The organism is Pseudomonas sp. SWRI179, from assembly GCF_014268705.1.
GTDB lineage: Bacteria > Pseudomonadota > Gammaproteobacteria > Pseudomonadales > Pseudomonadaceae > Aquipseudomonas > Aquipseudomonas zanjanensis.
The window spans coordinates 59,564-75,121 of sequence record NZ_JABWRA010000020.1; the positions used below are offsets into that span (position 1 = coordinate 59,564).

14 protein-coding genes are annotated in these 15,558 nt (G+C 62.7%); 8 read left to right on the forward strand and 6 right to left on the reverse strand.

Annotated elements, in window-relative coordinates:
• The first annotated feature begins 22 nt into the window (after window positions 1-22).
• From HU767_RS13720 to HU767_RS13730, 3 genes are read left to right on the forward strand one after another with little or no spacing between them, the layout of a single operon-like run.
• A complete protein-coding gene (locus HU767_RS13720; protein ID WP_186729756.1) occupies window positions 23-1,831 on the forward strand; it encodes an ATP-binding protein in 1,809 nt (602 codons plus the stop codon).
• Window positions 1,828-3,219, forward strand: coding sequence for a sigma-54 dependent transcriptional regulator (locus HU767_RS13725; RefSeq protein WP_186707285.1), 1,392 nt, complete (start codon window positions 1,828-1,830; stop codon window positions 3,217-3,219). Before HU767_RS13720 ends, HU767_RS13725 begins: the two co-directional genes overlap by 4 nt.
• A 37-nt stretch (window positions 3,220-3,256) precedes the next feature.
• Window positions 3,257-3,712: a YiiD C-terminal domain-containing protein gene (locus tag HU767_RS13730; RefSeq protein ID WP_186707286.1), complete on the forward strand. Its 456-nt coding sequence runs from the start codon at window positions 3,257-3,259 to the stop codon at window positions 3,710-3,712.
• 212 nt (window positions 3,713-3,924) lie between these two features.
• Here the strand turns inward: HU767_RS13730 and cysQ are convergent, their stop codons facing one another.
• Both cysQ and nudE read right to left on the reverse strand, forming a co-directional pair.
• Entirely contained in the window at window positions 3,925-4,752 is an 828-nt protein-coding gene (gene cysQ / locus HU767_RS13735) for a 3'(2'),5'-bisphosphate nucleotidase CysQ (RefSeq protein ID WP_186729757.1), read from the reverse strand.
• Complete coding sequence (gene nudE, locus HU767_RS13740; RefSeq protein ID WP_186729758.1) at window positions 4,749-5,315, reverse strand: ADP compounds hydrolase NudE; 567 nt, start codon at window positions 5,313-5,315, stop codon at window positions 4,749-4,751. The genes cysQ and nudE overlap by 4 nt, the downstream gene beginning before the upstream one ends.
• 88 nt (window positions 5,316-5,403) lie before the next feature.
• On the opposite strand from nudE, the gene yrfG reads away from it, so the two are divergent.
• Window positions 5,404-6,066 (forward strand): GMP/IMP nucleotidase, encoded by a 663-nt coding sequence (gene yrfG, locus HU767_RS13745; protein WP_186707289.1) that lies wholly within the window; start codon window positions 5,404-5,406, stop codon window positions 6,064-6,066.
• Between the two features lie 106 nt (window positions 6,067-6,172).
• On the opposite strand, the gene lysM is transcribed toward yrfG, so the two are convergent.
• Window positions 6,173-6,613 carry a peptidoglycan-binding protein LysM gene (gene lysM, locus HU767_RS13750; RefSeq protein ID WP_186707290.1) on the reverse strand — a complete coding sequence of 147 codons (441 nt, stop codon included), beginning with the start codon at window positions 6,611-6,613 and terminating at the stop codon, window positions 6,173-6,175.
• Between the two features lie 133 nt (window positions 6,614-6,746).
• On the opposite strand from lysM, the gene HU767_RS13755 reads away from it, so the two are divergent.
• The 4 genes from HU767_RS13755 to HU767_RS13770 all read left to right on the forward strand — a co-directional run bounded on the left by HU767_RS13755 (window position 6,747) and on the right by HU767_RS13770 (window position 11,742).
• Window positions 6,747-7,634: a LysR family transcriptional regulator gene (locus tag HU767_RS13755; protein WP_186707291.1), complete on the forward strand. Its 888-nt coding sequence runs from the start codon at window positions 6,747-6,749 to the stop codon at window positions 7,632-7,634.
• A 93-nt stretch (window positions 7,635-7,727) separates the two neighbouring features.
• Complete coding sequence (gene fdhD, locus HU767_RS13760; RefSeq protein ID WP_186729759.1) at window positions 7,728-8,567, forward strand: formate dehydrogenase accessory sulfurtransferase FdhD; 840 nt, start codon at window positions 7,728-7,730, stop codon at window positions 8,565-8,567.
• Window positions 8,564-10,912, forward strand: coding sequence for an FdhF/YdeP family oxidoreductase (locus HU767_RS13765; RefSeq protein WP_186707293.1), 2,349 nt, complete (start codon window positions 8,564-8,566; stop codon window positions 10,910-10,912). The genes fdhD and HU767_RS13765 overlap by 4 nt, the downstream gene beginning before the upstream one ends.
• 344 nt (window positions 10,913-11,256) lie before the next feature.
• The gene (locus tag HU767_RS13770) at window positions 11,257-11,742 is read left to right on the forward strand and encodes a glycine zipper domain-containing protein (protein ID WP_053181061.1); all 486 of its coding nucleotides are present in this window, start codon (window positions 11,257-11,259) and stop codon (window positions 11,740-11,742) included.
• An 84-nt stretch (window positions 11,743-11,826) separates the two neighbouring features.
• On the opposite strand, the gene HU767_RS13775 is transcribed toward HU767_RS13770, so the two are convergent.
• From HU767_RS13775 to HU767_RS13785, 3 genes are all read right to left on the reverse strand, one after another.
• Window positions 11,827-12,246, reverse strand: a complete 420-nt coding sequence (locus tag HU767_RS13775; protein ID WP_186729760.1) for a thioesterase family protein — start codon at window positions 12,244-12,246, stop codon at window positions 11,827-11,829.
• Window positions 12,247-12,288: 42 nt separating this feature from the next.
• Complete coding sequence (locus HU767_RS13780; RefSeq protein WP_186707295.1) at window positions 12,289-13,515, reverse strand: 3-hydroxyacyl-CoA dehydrogenase; 1,227 nt, start codon at window positions 13,513-13,515, stop codon at window positions 12,289-12,291.
• 109 nt (window positions 13,516-13,624) lie between these two features.
• Complete coding sequence (locus HU767_RS13785) at window positions 13,625-15,553, reverse strand: ATP-dependent DNA helicase RecQ (protein ID WP_186729761.1); 1,929 nt, start codon at window positions 15,551-15,553, stop codon at window positions 13,625-13,627.
• Between the last annotated feature and the right edge of the window lie 5 nt (window positions 15,554-15,558).

The window sequence follows — 15,558 nt, forward strand, 5'->3', positions numbered from 1 at the left end:
ACACCACAGGCGCCCCATGTTCATGAATTCCACCCTTCCTCGCAGACCCCGTTGGCGCAGCCTGGCCTTGCTCGCGCTGTGCCTGGCGCCGTTGCTGTGGCCGTTGGAGCACCTGGCCGAGCGTTATTACCGCAGTGAACTGGCCGGCCAGAACCGCCAGACCCTGGACCTTTACGTCGCCAACCTGCTGGGCACGCTGCACCGCTATGAAGTGTTGCCACAGATCCTCGGCGAGCTGCCGGCCTTGCGCGCCGCCTTGTCGGCCCCGGACGACGGTGTCACCCAAGGCAACGCCAACCGGCTGCTGAAAAACATCAGCGCCCAGACAGGCGCCGAAGTCATGTACCTGATGGACCCTTCCGGCAAGACGCTGGCCGCGTCGAACTGGGACAAACATGACAGTTTCGTTGGGCGCAATTTCGCCTTCCGGCCGTACTTCATCGAAGCCATGGCCGGGCGCCTGGGGCGTTTCTTCGGTTTGGGCACGACGTCGGCCAAGCGCGGCTATTTCTTCGCGGCCGCCGTGCACGACCGCGAAAAAGTCATCGGCGTGCTGGTGGTCAAGGTCGACCTCGACCACACCGAAAGCCTATGGGGCAAGACCCCGGAACAATTGCTGGTGACCGACCACAACGGCGTGGTCATTCTCACGTCGCGCCAGGAATGGCGCTTTCGCGCGACCCGGCCGCTCAGCGACGACGAGCGCAAGGCCATCAGCGCGGTACAACCTTATCCAACCCGCGATCCCAAACCGCTGAACCTGGATGCCAACGCCTGGCTGCCCCAGACCCAATCCATCGAAGAAACCGGCTGGAGCGTGAGCATCCTCGCCCCGCGCACGCTGATCGACCGTCCCGTGCGTACCGTGGTTGCCACCGGTGGCGCGGCCTTGCTGGTGTTGATGCTGTTGCTCGGGTTGATGATGCAACGCCGGCGCCACTATCTGGATCGGATCGCCTTCGAAGCCAAGGCCCGCCAGGAGCTGGAGGGCCGGGTGGCCGAACGGACCAGCGACCTGGAAGGACTGAACCGGCGACTGAGACAAGAAGTGCTGGAGCGCGAGCAGGCCCAGCAGGAATTGGTCCGGGCCCAGGATGATCTGGTGCAGGCCGGCAAGCTGTCGGCCCTGGGCACCATGTCGGCGAGCATTAGCCACGAGCTCAACCAGCCACTGGCGGCGATTCGCAGCTACGCGGAAAACGCCGAGATCCTGCTTGACCACCAACGCACCGAAGACGCCCGCGGCAACCTCAAACTGATCAGCGAACTGACCGGGCGCATGGCATCGATCATCGCCCACCTGCGCGCTTTCGCCCGTCGCGACCGTCATGCCCCGGAAAGCGTCGCCCTGCAGCCGGCGCTGGACGATGCCCTGGCGCTGCTCGCCAAACGCCGGCGCAGCATGGAAGTGGAGCTGATCCGCGACTTGCCGGCCGCCACGCTGTGGGTCGAGGCCGGCGAAACCCGCCTGCGCCAGGTACTCGGCAACCTGCTGGCCAACGCCCTCGATGCGCTCACCGAGAAGGGCCCGCCGCGCAAACTCTGGATCAGTGCCCAGGCCACCGACACCGGCGCCAACCTGTACATCCGTGATAACGGCCCAGGGTTTTGCATGGAAGCCTTGGGCCGCGCCGGCGAGCCTTTCTACACCACCAAGACGCGCACCCAGGGCCTTGGCCTGGGGCTGGCGATCTGCGACACCCTGATGCGCGCCTTCGGCGGCGAACTGTCGTTCGCCAACCACAAGGAAGGCGGCGCCCTGATTACCCTGAAGCTGCGCGCCGGTGCGCCCGGGGTGAGCCTGCAACCGTCCGAGGACCGAAGTGTATGACCATCGACAACCGGATTGAGGTGGTGCTGATCGATGACGATCCCCATCTGCGTCAGGCCTTGAGCCAGACCCTCGACCTGGCCGGCCTGAAAATCCTGCCCCTGGCCGAAGCCAAGGGCGTGGCCGGGCAACTGTCTCGTGACTGGCCGGGGGTGGTGGTCAGTGATATTCGCATGCCGGGCATGGACGGCCTCGAACTGCTGGGCGAACTCCATGCGCAAGACCCGGAACTGCCGGTGCTGCTGATTACCGGCCACGGTGATGTGCCGCTGGCGGTGCAGGCGATGCGCGCCGGGGCCTACGACTTCCTGGAAAAACCGTTCGCCAGCGATCACCTGCTCGACAGCGTACGCCGCGCCCTGGCCTTGCGCCGCCTGGTGCTGGACAACCGCAGCCTGCGCCTGGCCCTGAGCGATCGCCATGAACTCAGTGCCCGCCTGGTCGGCCAATCGACCCCGATGCTGCGCCTTCGCGAGCAGATCGGTGCGCTGGCCGCCACACGTGCCGACGTGCTGATCCTCGGTGAAACCGGCGCCGGCAAGGAGGTGGTCGCCCGCGCCTTGCACGACCTCTCCGGCCGGCGCAACGGCCCCTTCGTGGCGATCAACGCCGGTGCCCTGGCCGAGTCGGTGGTGGAGAGCGAACTGTTCGGCCACGAACCCGGTGCTTTTACCGGCGCGCAGAAACGCCGCATCGGCAAGTTCGAGTTCGCCAACGGCGGCACGCTGTTCCTGGATGAAATCGAGAGCATGAGCCTGGATGTCCAGGTCAAACTGCTGCGTCTGCTGCAAGAGCGCGTGGTGGAGCGGCTGGGCGGCAATCAACAGATCCCCCTGGATATCCGCGTCATCGCCGCGACCAAGGAAGACCTGCGCCAGGCCGCCGACCAGGGGCGTTTTCGCGCCGACCTGTATTACCGTCTCAACGTCGCGCCGCTGCGCATACCGCCGTTGCGCGAACGGGGCGAGGATGCGCTGATGCTGTTCCAGCATTTCGCCAACGAAGCCAGTGCCCGACATGGCCTGCCGCCCCACGAATTGCAGCCGGCGCACCGGGCGTTGCTGCTGCGCCACAGCTGGCCGGGCAATGTGCGAGAACTGCAGAACGCCGCGGAACGCTTTGCCCTGGGCCTGGAGCTGGCCCTGGACAACAGCGCGCCCGACGGCAACCCTGGGGCACCGGTGGAACTGGTCAGTGGCGGTTTGAGCGAGCAGGTGGAAAACTTCGAGAAAACCCTGATCGCCGCCGAATTGGCCCGCCCCCACAGCTCGGTGCGCAGCCTGGCCGAGGCCTTGGGCATTCCCCGCAAGACCCTGCACGACAAGTTGCGCAAGCATGGCCTGACCTTCGGCGACAGCAGCCAGGGGTCGGCCGATGAATCCGATTGAATTATCGTCACTACCCTGCCAAGCAAGAGGCCCCGCAATGAACCGCGACAGCCGTTACCTGGAATCGATCCTGCACCACGATATCCCCTTGACCCGGGACATGGGCCTCAAGGTGCTCGATTGGCAGGCCCGGCAACTGCGCCTGTCCTTGCCGCTGGCGGCCAACGTCAACCACAAGAGCACCATGTTCGGCGGTAGCCTGTACTGCGGCGCCGTACTCGGTGGCTGGGGCTGGCTGCACCTGGCCCTGCGCGAGGAAGGCATTGAAGACGGGCATATCGTGATTCAAGAAGGGCAGATCAGTTATCCGTTGCCGGTGACCCGCGATGCGGCCGTCGTCTGCCAAGCGCCTGAGGAAAAGCTCTGGAAACGCTTCCTGGCCACCTACCGGCGTTACGGACGGGCGCGGCTGGCCTTGCAGACCCAGGTGATGAACAGCGGGAGCGAGGACGTGGCGGTACAGTTCGAGGGGCAATACGTGTTGCACCGCTGAAACAGCACATGGCTTGGATTGTAGGGGTGGGTAGCCCCTGTGACCTGGATTGGAGGGTGGGTAGCCCCTGTGGCGAGGGAGCTTGCTCCCGCTCGGTTGCGCAGCAACCGCCAAAGCAGGGGCTGCTTCGCAACCCAGCGGGAGCAAGCTCCCTCGCCACAAAAAGCACTCTTGCCAGACAAAAAACTTTTACCACAAGAATCAGGTAGGGCTCAGGAGCGTGCCAGCTCCAACAGTTTCCCACGCCACGCCGCTTGCGCCGGCAACGCCAGGAACGACGCATTCAACAGCGACTCACGCGGTGGATAACAGAACGGCTCGCCGCTCAAATCCAGCACCGCGCCTCCCGCACCTTCCAATACCCCCTGGGCGGCGGCGGTGTCCCACTGGGAGGTTGGCGCCAACCGTGGATAACAATCCGCCGCGCCTTCGGCCACCAGGCAAAACTTCAACGAGCTGCCAATACTGGTCAGTTGCAATTCGCCCAGGCTCGCGCTCAAACCGTTGAGTAGGCGCTCCTGCTCCGGGCTGGTATGCCGGCGACTGGCGACCACGGTGAACGCCTCGCCCGGCGCCACTGCGTCACGCACCGCGATAGGCAAAGGTACGCCCGCCTTGTCACCACGCCAGGCACCCAGCCCAGCGCCACCCACGTAGAAGCGACCATTGGTGGGCATCGACACCACGCCGAACACCACACGCCCCTGCTCTACCAAGGCAATGTTGACGGTGAATTCTTCGCTACCGGAAATGAATTCCTTGGTGCCATCCAGCGGGTCCACCAACCACCAGCGTTGCCAGCCGGCCCGCACGCTTTGCGCGATATCGGCGTCTTCTTCGGAAAGGATTGGAATGTCCGGGGCCAGCGCCGCCAGCCCGGCCACGATCACATCATGAGCCGCCATGTCGGCAGCGGTCACCGGCGACTCGTCGGCCTTATGGTTGACCAACACGTTGGCGCGCCAGAACGGCAGGATCGCCTCGCCGGCCTTGAGCGCCAGCTCGACCACCGGGGCCATCAGCGAATGAGGAAATGTCATGACAGGAATGCTCCACGCTGGGCCAGCAGGTCACGGGCCAAGTACAGCGCCGCCAAGGCCCGGCCCTCGGTGAATTGCGGGTTTTGCGCCAGGGCCGACAGCTCGTGCAGGTTGACCTTGTCCACGCGCATCGGCTCGGGCTCGTCGCCCTCCAGGCGCTCTTCATACAAATCGGTCGCCAGCACCACTTGGATCTTCTGGCTCATGTAGCCGGGGGACAGCGACAACTCGGTCAGATGTTCCAACTGTCGCGCCCCGAAACCGGCCTCTTCCTTGAGCTCCCGCTCGGCCGCCGCCAGTACATCTTCCCCTGGCTCGATCAAGCCCTTGGGCAGGGACAACTCGTAAGCATCGGTGCCACCGCAATACTCTTCCACCAGCACCGCATGGTCGGCGTCAAGCATCGCCACGATCATCACCGCGCCGTAGCCCACCCCTTTGCTCGCCAGACGCTCATAAGTGCGCTCCACACCGTTGGAAAACCGCAATTTCAGTTCTTCTACACAGAACAGGCGGCTGGTAGCGACGATCCGGCGATCGAGTATGGTGGGTTTCTGGCGCATAAACGGCTCCCTGGGCGATAGCGGGCTACTATACCCGGCCTATTCTGATTGTTTGTGTCGGATATCCGATGACCGCTGGAGAAGTTTTATGGCCTTGCTGCCCTGGCATGAGATCGATACGGTTCTGCTGGACATGGACGGCACCCTGCTGGACCTGCATTACGACAACCACTTCTGGCTCGAACACCTGCCCCAGCGCTACGCCGACCTGCATGGTGTGAGCCGGGCGATGGCCGAGATGGAGCTGCAGCCATTGTTCGAGCGCAACGCCGGCCAGTTGCAATGGTATTGCCTGGATTTCTGGAGCGCCGAGCTGAAACTGCCGGTGCGCGAACTGAAGTTGGAAACCGCCCACCTGATCGCCTTGCGCCCGGACGCCGATACGTTCCTGGCCGCGATTCAGCGCGCCGGCAAACGCGTGGTGATGATCACCAACGCTCACCGCGATTCGTTGTCGCTGAAGCTGGAACGCATCGAACTGGCTCCCTACTTCGAGCGTTTGATCAGCTCCCACGACTACGGCTTCCCCAAGGAAAACCCGCAGTTCTGGGACGCATTGCAAGCCGACCTGAACTTCGACCCGGCCCGCAGCCTGTTCATCGACGACACCCTCCCGGTGTTGCGCAGCGCCCGGGATTTCGGCGTGGCGCACCTGCTGGCGGTCAGCGAGCCGGACAGTCGCAAGGGGCCGAAGGATACGGGGGAGTTCGAGGCGGTGACGGATTATCGGGAGTTGATCGAAGGGCTTTGACAGGATCGGTGTGGCGAGGGAGCTTGCTCCCGCTCGGCTGCGCAGCAGACGCATTGGGGCCGCTTCGCAGCCCAGCGGGAGCAAGCTCCCTCGCCACAAGGGGCTGCTATTCAGGGATACGCAGCACCTGCCCCGGATAGATCTTGTCCGGATGCGACAGCATCGGCTTGTTGGCCTCGAAGATCTTGTTGTACTTGTTCGCGTCGCCGTACTCGGCCTTGGAGATGGCGCTGAGGGTGTCCCCCTTCTTCACAGTCACGAAACGCGCCGCTTGTGCCACTGGGCCAGTCACGGTGATCTGGTCGTCTACGCTACCGACACCGGCGATATTACCCACCGCCAACAGGATTTTTTCCTTCTCTTCCTGGCTCGCCACTTCACCTGTGACGATGACTTTGTCGCCCTCGATGGTCGCCTGTACATTCGGATTACCCAGGCCGACCTTTGCAATGTGCTCTTTCAGTTGTTCGCTGGCATTGGCGTTACCGGGGGTCAGCAGGTCGATCAGCTTTTCACCGGCTTCCTTCACAAAGCTAAAGATACTCATGGCACACGCTCCTTGATTTAAGTGTCCAGACGCAAAGACTAGACCAGGCGAGACGAACCCGGTTCCCAGCCGACCAATGACCCCGCCACGCGCAAGCGCTAGAATCCGAATCTTCCCGCGCCCTGGAGCGAAGATGGACATCAAGCAGCTGAAATTTCTCATCGCGCTGGACGAAACCCGTCACTTCGGCCAAGCCGCCGCACGTTGCCATATCACCCAGCCAACGTTGTCGATGCGCCTGCGCAGCCTTGAAGAAGAACTCGACCTGCCATTGGTCAACCGCGGCCAACGCTTTGAAGGTTTTACCGCGCCGGGGGAACGGGTGCTGGCCTGGGCACGCACGGTGCTGGCGGCCTATGACGGGCTGCAGGCCGAAGCAGCGGCCTGCCGCGGCAACCTGGTGGGTACGCTGCGCCTGGGCGTGGTGCCGTTGTCGGACTTCGACCCGCTGGCGATGATGCAGCGCTTGCACACCGAACACCCCAGCCTGCGTTTCGAATTGTCGTCCCTGAGTTCCGAACGCATCCTCGAACAGTTGGCGAACAACCGCATCGACCTGGGCATTTCCTACTTGGAGCGGCTGGACAATGAACGCTTCGAGGCCCTGCCCTTCAGCCCCACCCGCATGGGCTTGCTTTACGACCAGCGGTATTTCTTTTTCGGTGAACAACCGCTGAGCTGGGAAGCGTTGATCGAACTGCCGCTGGGCATGCTCACCAGCGGCATGCATTTTCGCCAGTCCATTGATCACAATTTCCACAGCCGGGGTCTGACGCCCCAACCGCTGTTGCAAACCGACGCGGTGCATCAATTGTTACAAGCTGTGCATGGGGGCTTGTGTTGCGCGGTGATGCCCCTGGACAGCGGCCTGAATGTCCTGACCGAAGACTTGCGCATCCAGCCCATTGAAAACGCCCAGACGTTGGTTTCGCTGGGCCTGATCATGCGGCGCGGTGCCCCCCGCTCGGCGTTGGCCGAGGCCTGTTTTGCCCTCTATCAGAAATCAGCGACGACTTCTTGATCGACGTCATCTATTGGAAGATCAGTAATAGCGATTAGACGTGGCAGATTGCCGCATTTAGTCTTAGCACTATTCCTACTTTCAGTGATGCCTATGAACGACAAGCCTCCGGTCAGTCCAGCGCCTGCGATGGAAACATCCGCGCCGGCCGCCAGCCAGAGCTATCGCTACTGCAATCTGGACCACGCCCAATCGGACAGCACCGCGCTGGCCGAGGAAGTGGCGCTGGCGATTGCCTATAACGGCATTAGCCAGGCGGTCATGCTGGTCACGCCCACCGACCTTGAAGACTTCATCGTCGGCTTCAGCCTCGGCAGCGGCATCATTGAAGACTCATCGGACATCTACGACCTGCAACTGAGCGGCACCGGTGCCGCGCACTACGCCCAGGTAACCATCGCCAACCGCGCCTTCTGGAACCTCAAGCAGCAACGCCGGCAGTTAGCGGGCACCAGTGGCTGCGGGTTGTGCGGTGTGGAAGCGGTGGAACAGGCCTTGCCCAACCTCAAGGTGCTGCCCGGCGCGCCCTTGCCTGCCGCGCAATGGCTCGATGGCCTGCGTGACCATATCGGTCAGTTCCAGCCCTTGGGCCAACATTGCGGCGCGGTGCATGCAGCCTTGTTCATGAATGCCCAGGGTGAGTTGCTCCTGGGCCGCGAAGACATTGGTCGGCACAACGCCCTCGACAAACTGATCGGCGCGCTGATCCGGCAACAAATCCCGGTGGCCGGTGGCGTGGCGATCGTCACCAGCCGTTGCAGCCTCGAACTGATCCAGAAAGTACTGCGCGCCGGCATCCAGACCCTGGTCAGCCTGTCGTCGCCCACGGGCCTCGCCGTGCAATGGGCCCGTCAACACAACCTCAACCTCATCCACCTGCCGCAAAAAAGTGCGCCGCGGGTCTACAGCCCTGCGATGGAGAAACAAGCGTGAGCAATCATCAACAAGCCGACCAGAAACCCGTACCACGCTACAAGCCCTACAAGGGCCCAGCCGGTGGTTGGGGTGCGCTGATCAGTGTCGCTCAGGCCTGGTTGACCAGCGACAACGCGCTGAAAAACATCCGCATGATGCTCAAGACCAACCAGAACGGTGGTTTTGACTGCCCGGGCTGTGCCTGGGGCGACTCGCCGGAAAGCGGCATGGTCAAGTTCTGCGAGAACGGCGCCAAGGCCGTGAACTGGGAGGCTACCAAGCGCCGTGTCGATGCCGCATTTTTCGCCAGACACAGCGTGACCTCGCTGCTGGAACAGAGCGACTACTGGCTCGAATACCAAGGTCGCCTGACCGAGCCAATGCGCTACGACGCCGAAACCGACCGCTACAAGCCCATCAGTTGGGAAGCGGCGTTCGCCCTGGTTGGCAAGCACCTGCAGGGGCTGTCCAGCCCCAACCAGGCCGAGTTCTACACCTCGGGCCGGGCCAGCAACGAAGCGGCCTATTTGTATCAACTGTTCGTACGCGCCTATGGCACCAACAATTTCCCTGACTGCTCGAACATGTGCCACGAGGCCAGCGGCGTAGCGCTGGCCCAGAGCGTGGGCGTGGGCAAGGGCACGGTGACGTTCGACGACTTCGAGCACGCCGACGCGATTTTCGTGTGGGGCCAGAACCCTGGCACCAATCATCCGCGAATGCTCGAACCACTGCGCGAGGCGGTGAAGCGCGGCGCCCAAGTGATCTGCATCAACCCGCTCAAGGAGCGTGGCCTGGAGCGCTTCCAGCATCCGCAGAGCCCGATCGAAATGCTCACCAACGGCAATAAGCCGACCAACACCGCGTACTTCCGCCCGGCCCTGGGTGGTGACATGGCGATCTTGCGCGGCATGGCGAAGTTCCTGCTGCAATGGGAGCGGGAGGCGCAGGACAGCGGTGCGCCGGCCGTGTTCGACCACGCGTTCCTCAACGAACACAGCACCAACGTGCTGGATTACCTGGCGGCGGTCGACGATACGCCATGGGCGCAGATCGTCGAGCAATCGGGCCTGACCCTGGTCGAAATCGAACAGGCGGCGCGCATGTACGCCAGAAGCAAGAACGTGATCATGTGCTGGGCGATGGGCATCACCCAGCACCGTCACTCGGTGGCGACCATCCAGGAAATCGCCAACGTGATGATGCTGCGCGGCAACATTGGCCGGCCAGGCGCAGGCCTGTGCCCGGTCCGCGGCCACAGCAACGTGCAGGGCGACCGGACCATGGGCATCAACGAACGTCCGCCAGTGGCGTTCCTCGACACGCTGGAGCGGCGCTTCCAGTTCAAGGTTCCGCGTGAGAACGGCCACAACGTGGTCGAGGCGATCCACGCCATGGCCGACGGCCAAGCGAAAGTGTTCATCGCCCTGGGCGGCAACTTCGCCCAAGCCACGCCGGACAGCCATCGCACGTTCCAGGCCCTGGCCAATTGCGATCTGACGGTGCAGATCAGCACCAAGCTCAACCGCAGCCACCTGGCCCACGGCAAGGACGCGCTGATCCTGCCGTGCCTGGGCCGCACCGACATCGATCTGCAGACCGAAGGCGCGCAAGCGGTGACCGTGGAGGACTCCTTCAGCATGGTGCATGCCTCCATGGGTCAGTTGCAGCCGCTGTCGAACCAGATGCGCTCGGAACCGTGGATCGTCGCCGGCATCGCCGCCGCCACGCTGGGTAGCCGCCCGGTGGATTGGAACTGGCTGGTGGCCGACTACAGCCGCATTCGCGACCTGATCGCCGAGACCGTCCCCGGCTTCAAGGACTTCAACGAAAAGCTGAAGAACCCCGGCGGATTCTACCTGGGCAACAGCGCCGGCTCGCGACGCTGGAACACCCCGTCGGGCCGCGCCAACTTCAAGCCGAACCGGTTGCCGACCGACCTCGTGCATGAGCGCACCCGTGCCACCGGCCAGTTGCCCGACCTGATCATGCAGTCCATGCGTTCCCACGATCAGTACAACACCACTATTTACGGCCTCGACGACCGCTATCGCGGTGTAAAGGGCCAGCGCGACGTGTTGTTCGTCAACGAAGCGGACATCATTCGCCTGGGCTTCAAGCCGGGGCAGAAAGCTGACATCGTCTCGCTCTGGGAAGACGGTCGCGAGCGTCGGGTCAAGGGGTTTACCTTGCTGGCGTTCGACATTCCGGCCGGGCAGGCTGCGGCCTACTACCCTGAAGTGAACCCGCTGGTACCGCTGGAAAGCACCGGTGATGGCAGCCATACGCCGACGTCGAAATTCGTCGCGATCCGCCTGGAAGCGGCGAGTGAGAACGGACTGATCCTGGCCAAGTCGGCTTGATACACAGTTCCATGGCGAGGAGATTGGGTTGTGTGGGAGCAAGGCTCGCCCGCGATGGATGCGCTGCGGTCTTTCAGAAGTAGAGTCGCCTGTGTGGCGAGCAAGCTTTGCTCCCACACAGCCTTGCTCTCACAATCCTATTTTTCGAACGGGCACAAAAAAGGCCGTTCCCCATGGAAAACGGCCTGTCTCAAGTAGCTAAAGACCGGCCAATTCACGTTAAGTTCCCACCGAAAAACAATAACTTAGAGAATTGTGCACAAGTCGTGCTACTCGTCGGATTTCGATTGTAAGCAAGCGAAGCCAGCCTCAGGATCGCGCCGTCATCCCTTTGAGGCTCCTCTATGAAGTTCTCCTCCATTCTCTTGTTGTCCCTTAGCCTGGCCAGTGGCATCGCTTCCGCCGGTGGTACTGCCGAAGCAGGTGTGGGCGGCGCATTAGGCGGGGTTTTGGGTTCGGTCGTCGGCCAGTCCCTGGGCGGCAATACCGGTTCCACTATCGGCGCGGCGCTGGGCGGTGCAGGCGGTAGTGCAGTCGGTGCAGACAGACACAGCCGCGGCGAAGCGGCAATCGGCGGCGCGCTGGGCGCGGCCGGCGGTAACGTGGTCGGCCGTAGCGTCGGTGGCAGCACCGGCAGCCTGATCGGTGCGGCAGCGGGCGGTGGCGCCGGTGGCGCCCTGGGTAACTACATGGGCAAGGACGATGACGATGACCGCCGTTATGACGGCCGCCGTGGCGACCGCCGCTACTACCGTGACGGCCATCCGGGTCGCGGCCATGCCTATGGACATCGCAAGCACAAGCATAAACATCGTTATTACGACGATTGATCGCTGGCTTTGATACCCGCCGGTAAAAGATCGCAGCCTTTGGCAGCTCTTCACAGAGCCTGACCGAAGGCTGCGATTTTCGTTTCAGACCACCAAACGCTCCATCGCCCCACGCAGCCGATCCGGAATCGCCACCGGTCGATTCGAAGCCCGATCCACGAACACGTGGACAAAACGCCCCGCCGCGCAGGCCTCTTCCTCGCCGGCCTTGAACACCGCCAGCTCGTACTGCACCGAACTGCTGCCCAACTTGCCGACCCGCAGGCCGATTTCAATCCGGTCAGGAAAGGCGATCGAGGTAAAGTAGTCGCAGGCCGAACTCACCACGAACCCCACCACCTCTCCGTCATGGATATCCAGGCCACCGACCTCGATCAGGTAGGTATTCACGGCGGTATCGAAGAAGCTGTAGTAGGTGACGTTGTTGACGTGACCGTACACATCGTTGTCGTGCCAACGCGTGGTGATGGCTTGCAAGTGAGGGTATTCGCTACGTTGGGGCATCAAGTGCTCTTCATGGTTGTTCAATGATTTCAGGATGACGGCCTATCGGCTCGCGAACCCCTTGCCCTGCGCCGCCAGTTCGCCGATAAGGCGCGCGGGCTGCCACTGGTCGCCCTGCTTCGTTTCGAGCTCCAGCAGGCGCTCGTGGATAGCTTCCAGCCCCTGCCCGTCGGCCCAGGCCATCGGCCCGCCCTTGTCCGCGGGAAAGCCGTAGCCATTGAGATAGACCAGGTCGATGTCGTGGGCCGACTCGGCAATGCCTTCCTGCAGGATCTTCGCCCCCTCGTTGACCAGCGCCAGCAAGCAGCGCTCAAGGATTTCCTCCGGGCCGACCTCGCGGCGCTGGAACCCCAGCGCTTCGCTGACCCGCAGCACCAGCGCATCGACCTCGACGTCATGCTCGGCCTGTCGGCTGCCCGGCTCGTAGTGATAGTACCCATTGCCGCTTTTCTGGCCGAACCGCCCCAGTTCACACAAACGGTTGTCCACCTGCACCTCAGGCGCGTCCTGGCCTTTACCCGCCAGCTCACGGGCACGCCATTCCAGGTCGATGCCGACCACGTCGTACATGCGGAACGGCCCCATGGCGAAGCCGAAGCCTTGCAACGCCGCATCCACCTGATGGGGGAACGCCCCCTCCAGCAGCATCTTGCGCGCTTCCAGCACATACGGGTGGAGCATCCGGTTGCCAATGAAACCATGGCAGTTGCCCGATATCACGCTGACCTTGCCCATGCGCTTGCCCAGCACCAAGGCCGCGTCCAGCACCACTTTGGAGGTTTGCGCACCGCGGACGATTTCCAGCAGCTTCATGATGTGCGCCGGGCTGAAGAAATGCAGGCCCAGGACCTGGGCTGGCCTGCGAGTGACAGCGGCGATGGCATCGATGTCCAGTGCCGACGTATTGCTCGCCAGGATCGCCTCGGGCTTCAACAGGCCGTCCAGCTCGCGAAAGATAGTCTGCTTGAGCTCCAGGTTTTCGTAGACCGCCTCGATCACCAGGTCCACGTCGCGGATCGCCGCGTAATCCTGTGCCCGCGTCACCCGGGCGATCCGCGCATCCGCCTCACCCTGGTCGATACGGCCCTGGCGCACGCCATGGGCGTAGGTCTCGGCTACGGCGGCCAACGCTTGCTCGAGCATTTGCGGATTGTTGTCGACCCATTGCACCGCCACGCCGGCATTGGCCAGGCACATCACGATGCCCCGACCCATGGTGCCTGCACCGACCACCGCGGCGCGCTGAATATCGAAGGGTGTCTGGCTCATGTCTGCTCTCTTGTTTTGGCGATCCGAAGACAGCCTTCACCTTAGTCAGCCAACGAATGTTTTTGAAGTTTATTCGTGTGATGAGGGGCATTCAGCGGATGGATGCAGCTCACAGGTGCGCTTGGGCCCATTGGCGAACTTCAGCGTATGGATAGGTTTCCAATGCGGCATACCCATGGATCTTCCGTGCCTTCAAACGGGTGAACAGCGGCACGCTGATTCCGCACAGGAACCGGGTGAGGCGCTCGGCAGACGGCACGCTGCCGCTGTGCTGCTCATGCGTGTGGATAAAATCGCCACACAGCGCCTCGAAATTTTTATCCACAAGCGCCGGCAACACGGGCGGCTCCGGCAGGCGAGCAACATGCCCATGGCACACCGAACAATGACCGCACTGGCGGGGCGCATTGTCGTCGCCGAAGTACTCCGCCAAGCGATGCCCCAGACAACGGTCAGTGGCAAACAATTGGAGCATGGCGTGGATCCGCGCGATCTCACCGTGTTCGTGCCGAGTGAAGTAGGCGTGTAGCTCGGCGCTCAAGAGCTGCGCATCCAGATCCGCTTCCAGCACGCTGTACACCTCGGTCATCTGTTTGCTTTCCAGCTCGATCCAGCCCTTTTCCTGGAAATAATCCAGCGCCTTCACCACCCGATTACGCTCGGCGCGATACTGCTGGTACATCCCGTCAAAATCCACCGTGGCCCAACTCCGGGCGCGACTGGAGGTTTGGATGATGGCCGCGACGAAGTCCCGTCGCTCGCCTTCGAAGCGCTCCAGCAGCTCGTGCGGCTCGGTCAGGAACTTGAAGCGATACTCCGCGAAATAGGCATAACGCGGCGCGATCAGCCGGCGCAATTCCAACTGGACCAGCAGCGTCTTGAGCGGCAGTTGCCGGATGTTGCTCTGGTCCGCCAGCGGTCCCAACAAGAATTCCCACTGCCCGTCGGCTGCCGCGGCCTTCAATTCATCGAGCACGCAACGAATGCCGGTAAGCTCCGGCGTATCGCCATACACGAAGTTTTCCAGCACGTTGAGGCTGTCGCGGTTGGCCAGCACCAGGCAATCGGAGGGCTTCCCGTCCCGTCCGGCGCGGCCGATCTCCTGGCTGTAGTTTTCGATGGACTTGGGCAAGTCGAAATGCACGACGTTGCGGATATCACTCTTGTCGATGCCCATGCCAAAGGCGATGGTCGCGACGATGCAATTGGATTGGCCGCCCATGAATCGCCGCTGGATGGTTTCGCGCTGTTCATGAGGCAAACCAGCGTGATAGGCCTCGGCCTGGATACCGTGCCGCCCCAAGTGCTCAGCGATCTGCTCGGCGGTTCGCTGCAAGGTGACGTAGACGATGCTCGGCTGCCCGGCACGCTCGCCCAACCACTGCACCAGTCGCGCGCGCTTGTCGGCACCGCGCACGGGCTCGACCAGCAGATTGAGGTTCGGTCGGTAGAAACCGGTCGTCACCACATCGACGGCAGCGATGGCGAATTTCGCCTGCATATCGGCGATGACCTTGGGTGTCGCGGTGGCCGTCAGCAGCAATACCTGGGGAATATTGAACTGGTGCTGGTAATCGGGAAGCTTGAGGTAATCAGGTCGGAAGTTATGCCCCCATTCCGAAATGCAGTGGGCCTCGTCCACCACCAGCAACGAGATCGGCACCTGCTGCAGGAAATTGCGAAAGCGCTCGTTCTTCAGGCGCTCCACGGAAACCATCAGGATCTTCAACTCACCTGAACGGGCCCGCGCCATGGTGTCGTTGGCTTCGTCACGGCTCTGGGCCGAATCGATGCTGGCCGCCGCGATGCCGTGGCGCTGGAGGAACGCCAACTGGTCCTGCATCAACGCCAGCAACGGTGAGACCACCAGCGTCAGGTGCGGCAAGAGCAGGGCCGACAATTGATAACACAGGGACTTGCCCGAGCCGGTGGGAAAAATGGCCGCCGCCGACCGACCGGCCAGCACGGCGCCGATGGCCGCCTCCTGACCGGGACGAAACTGTGGATAACCGAAAACCTGTTCCAGGGTGCTGTGCATGCGCG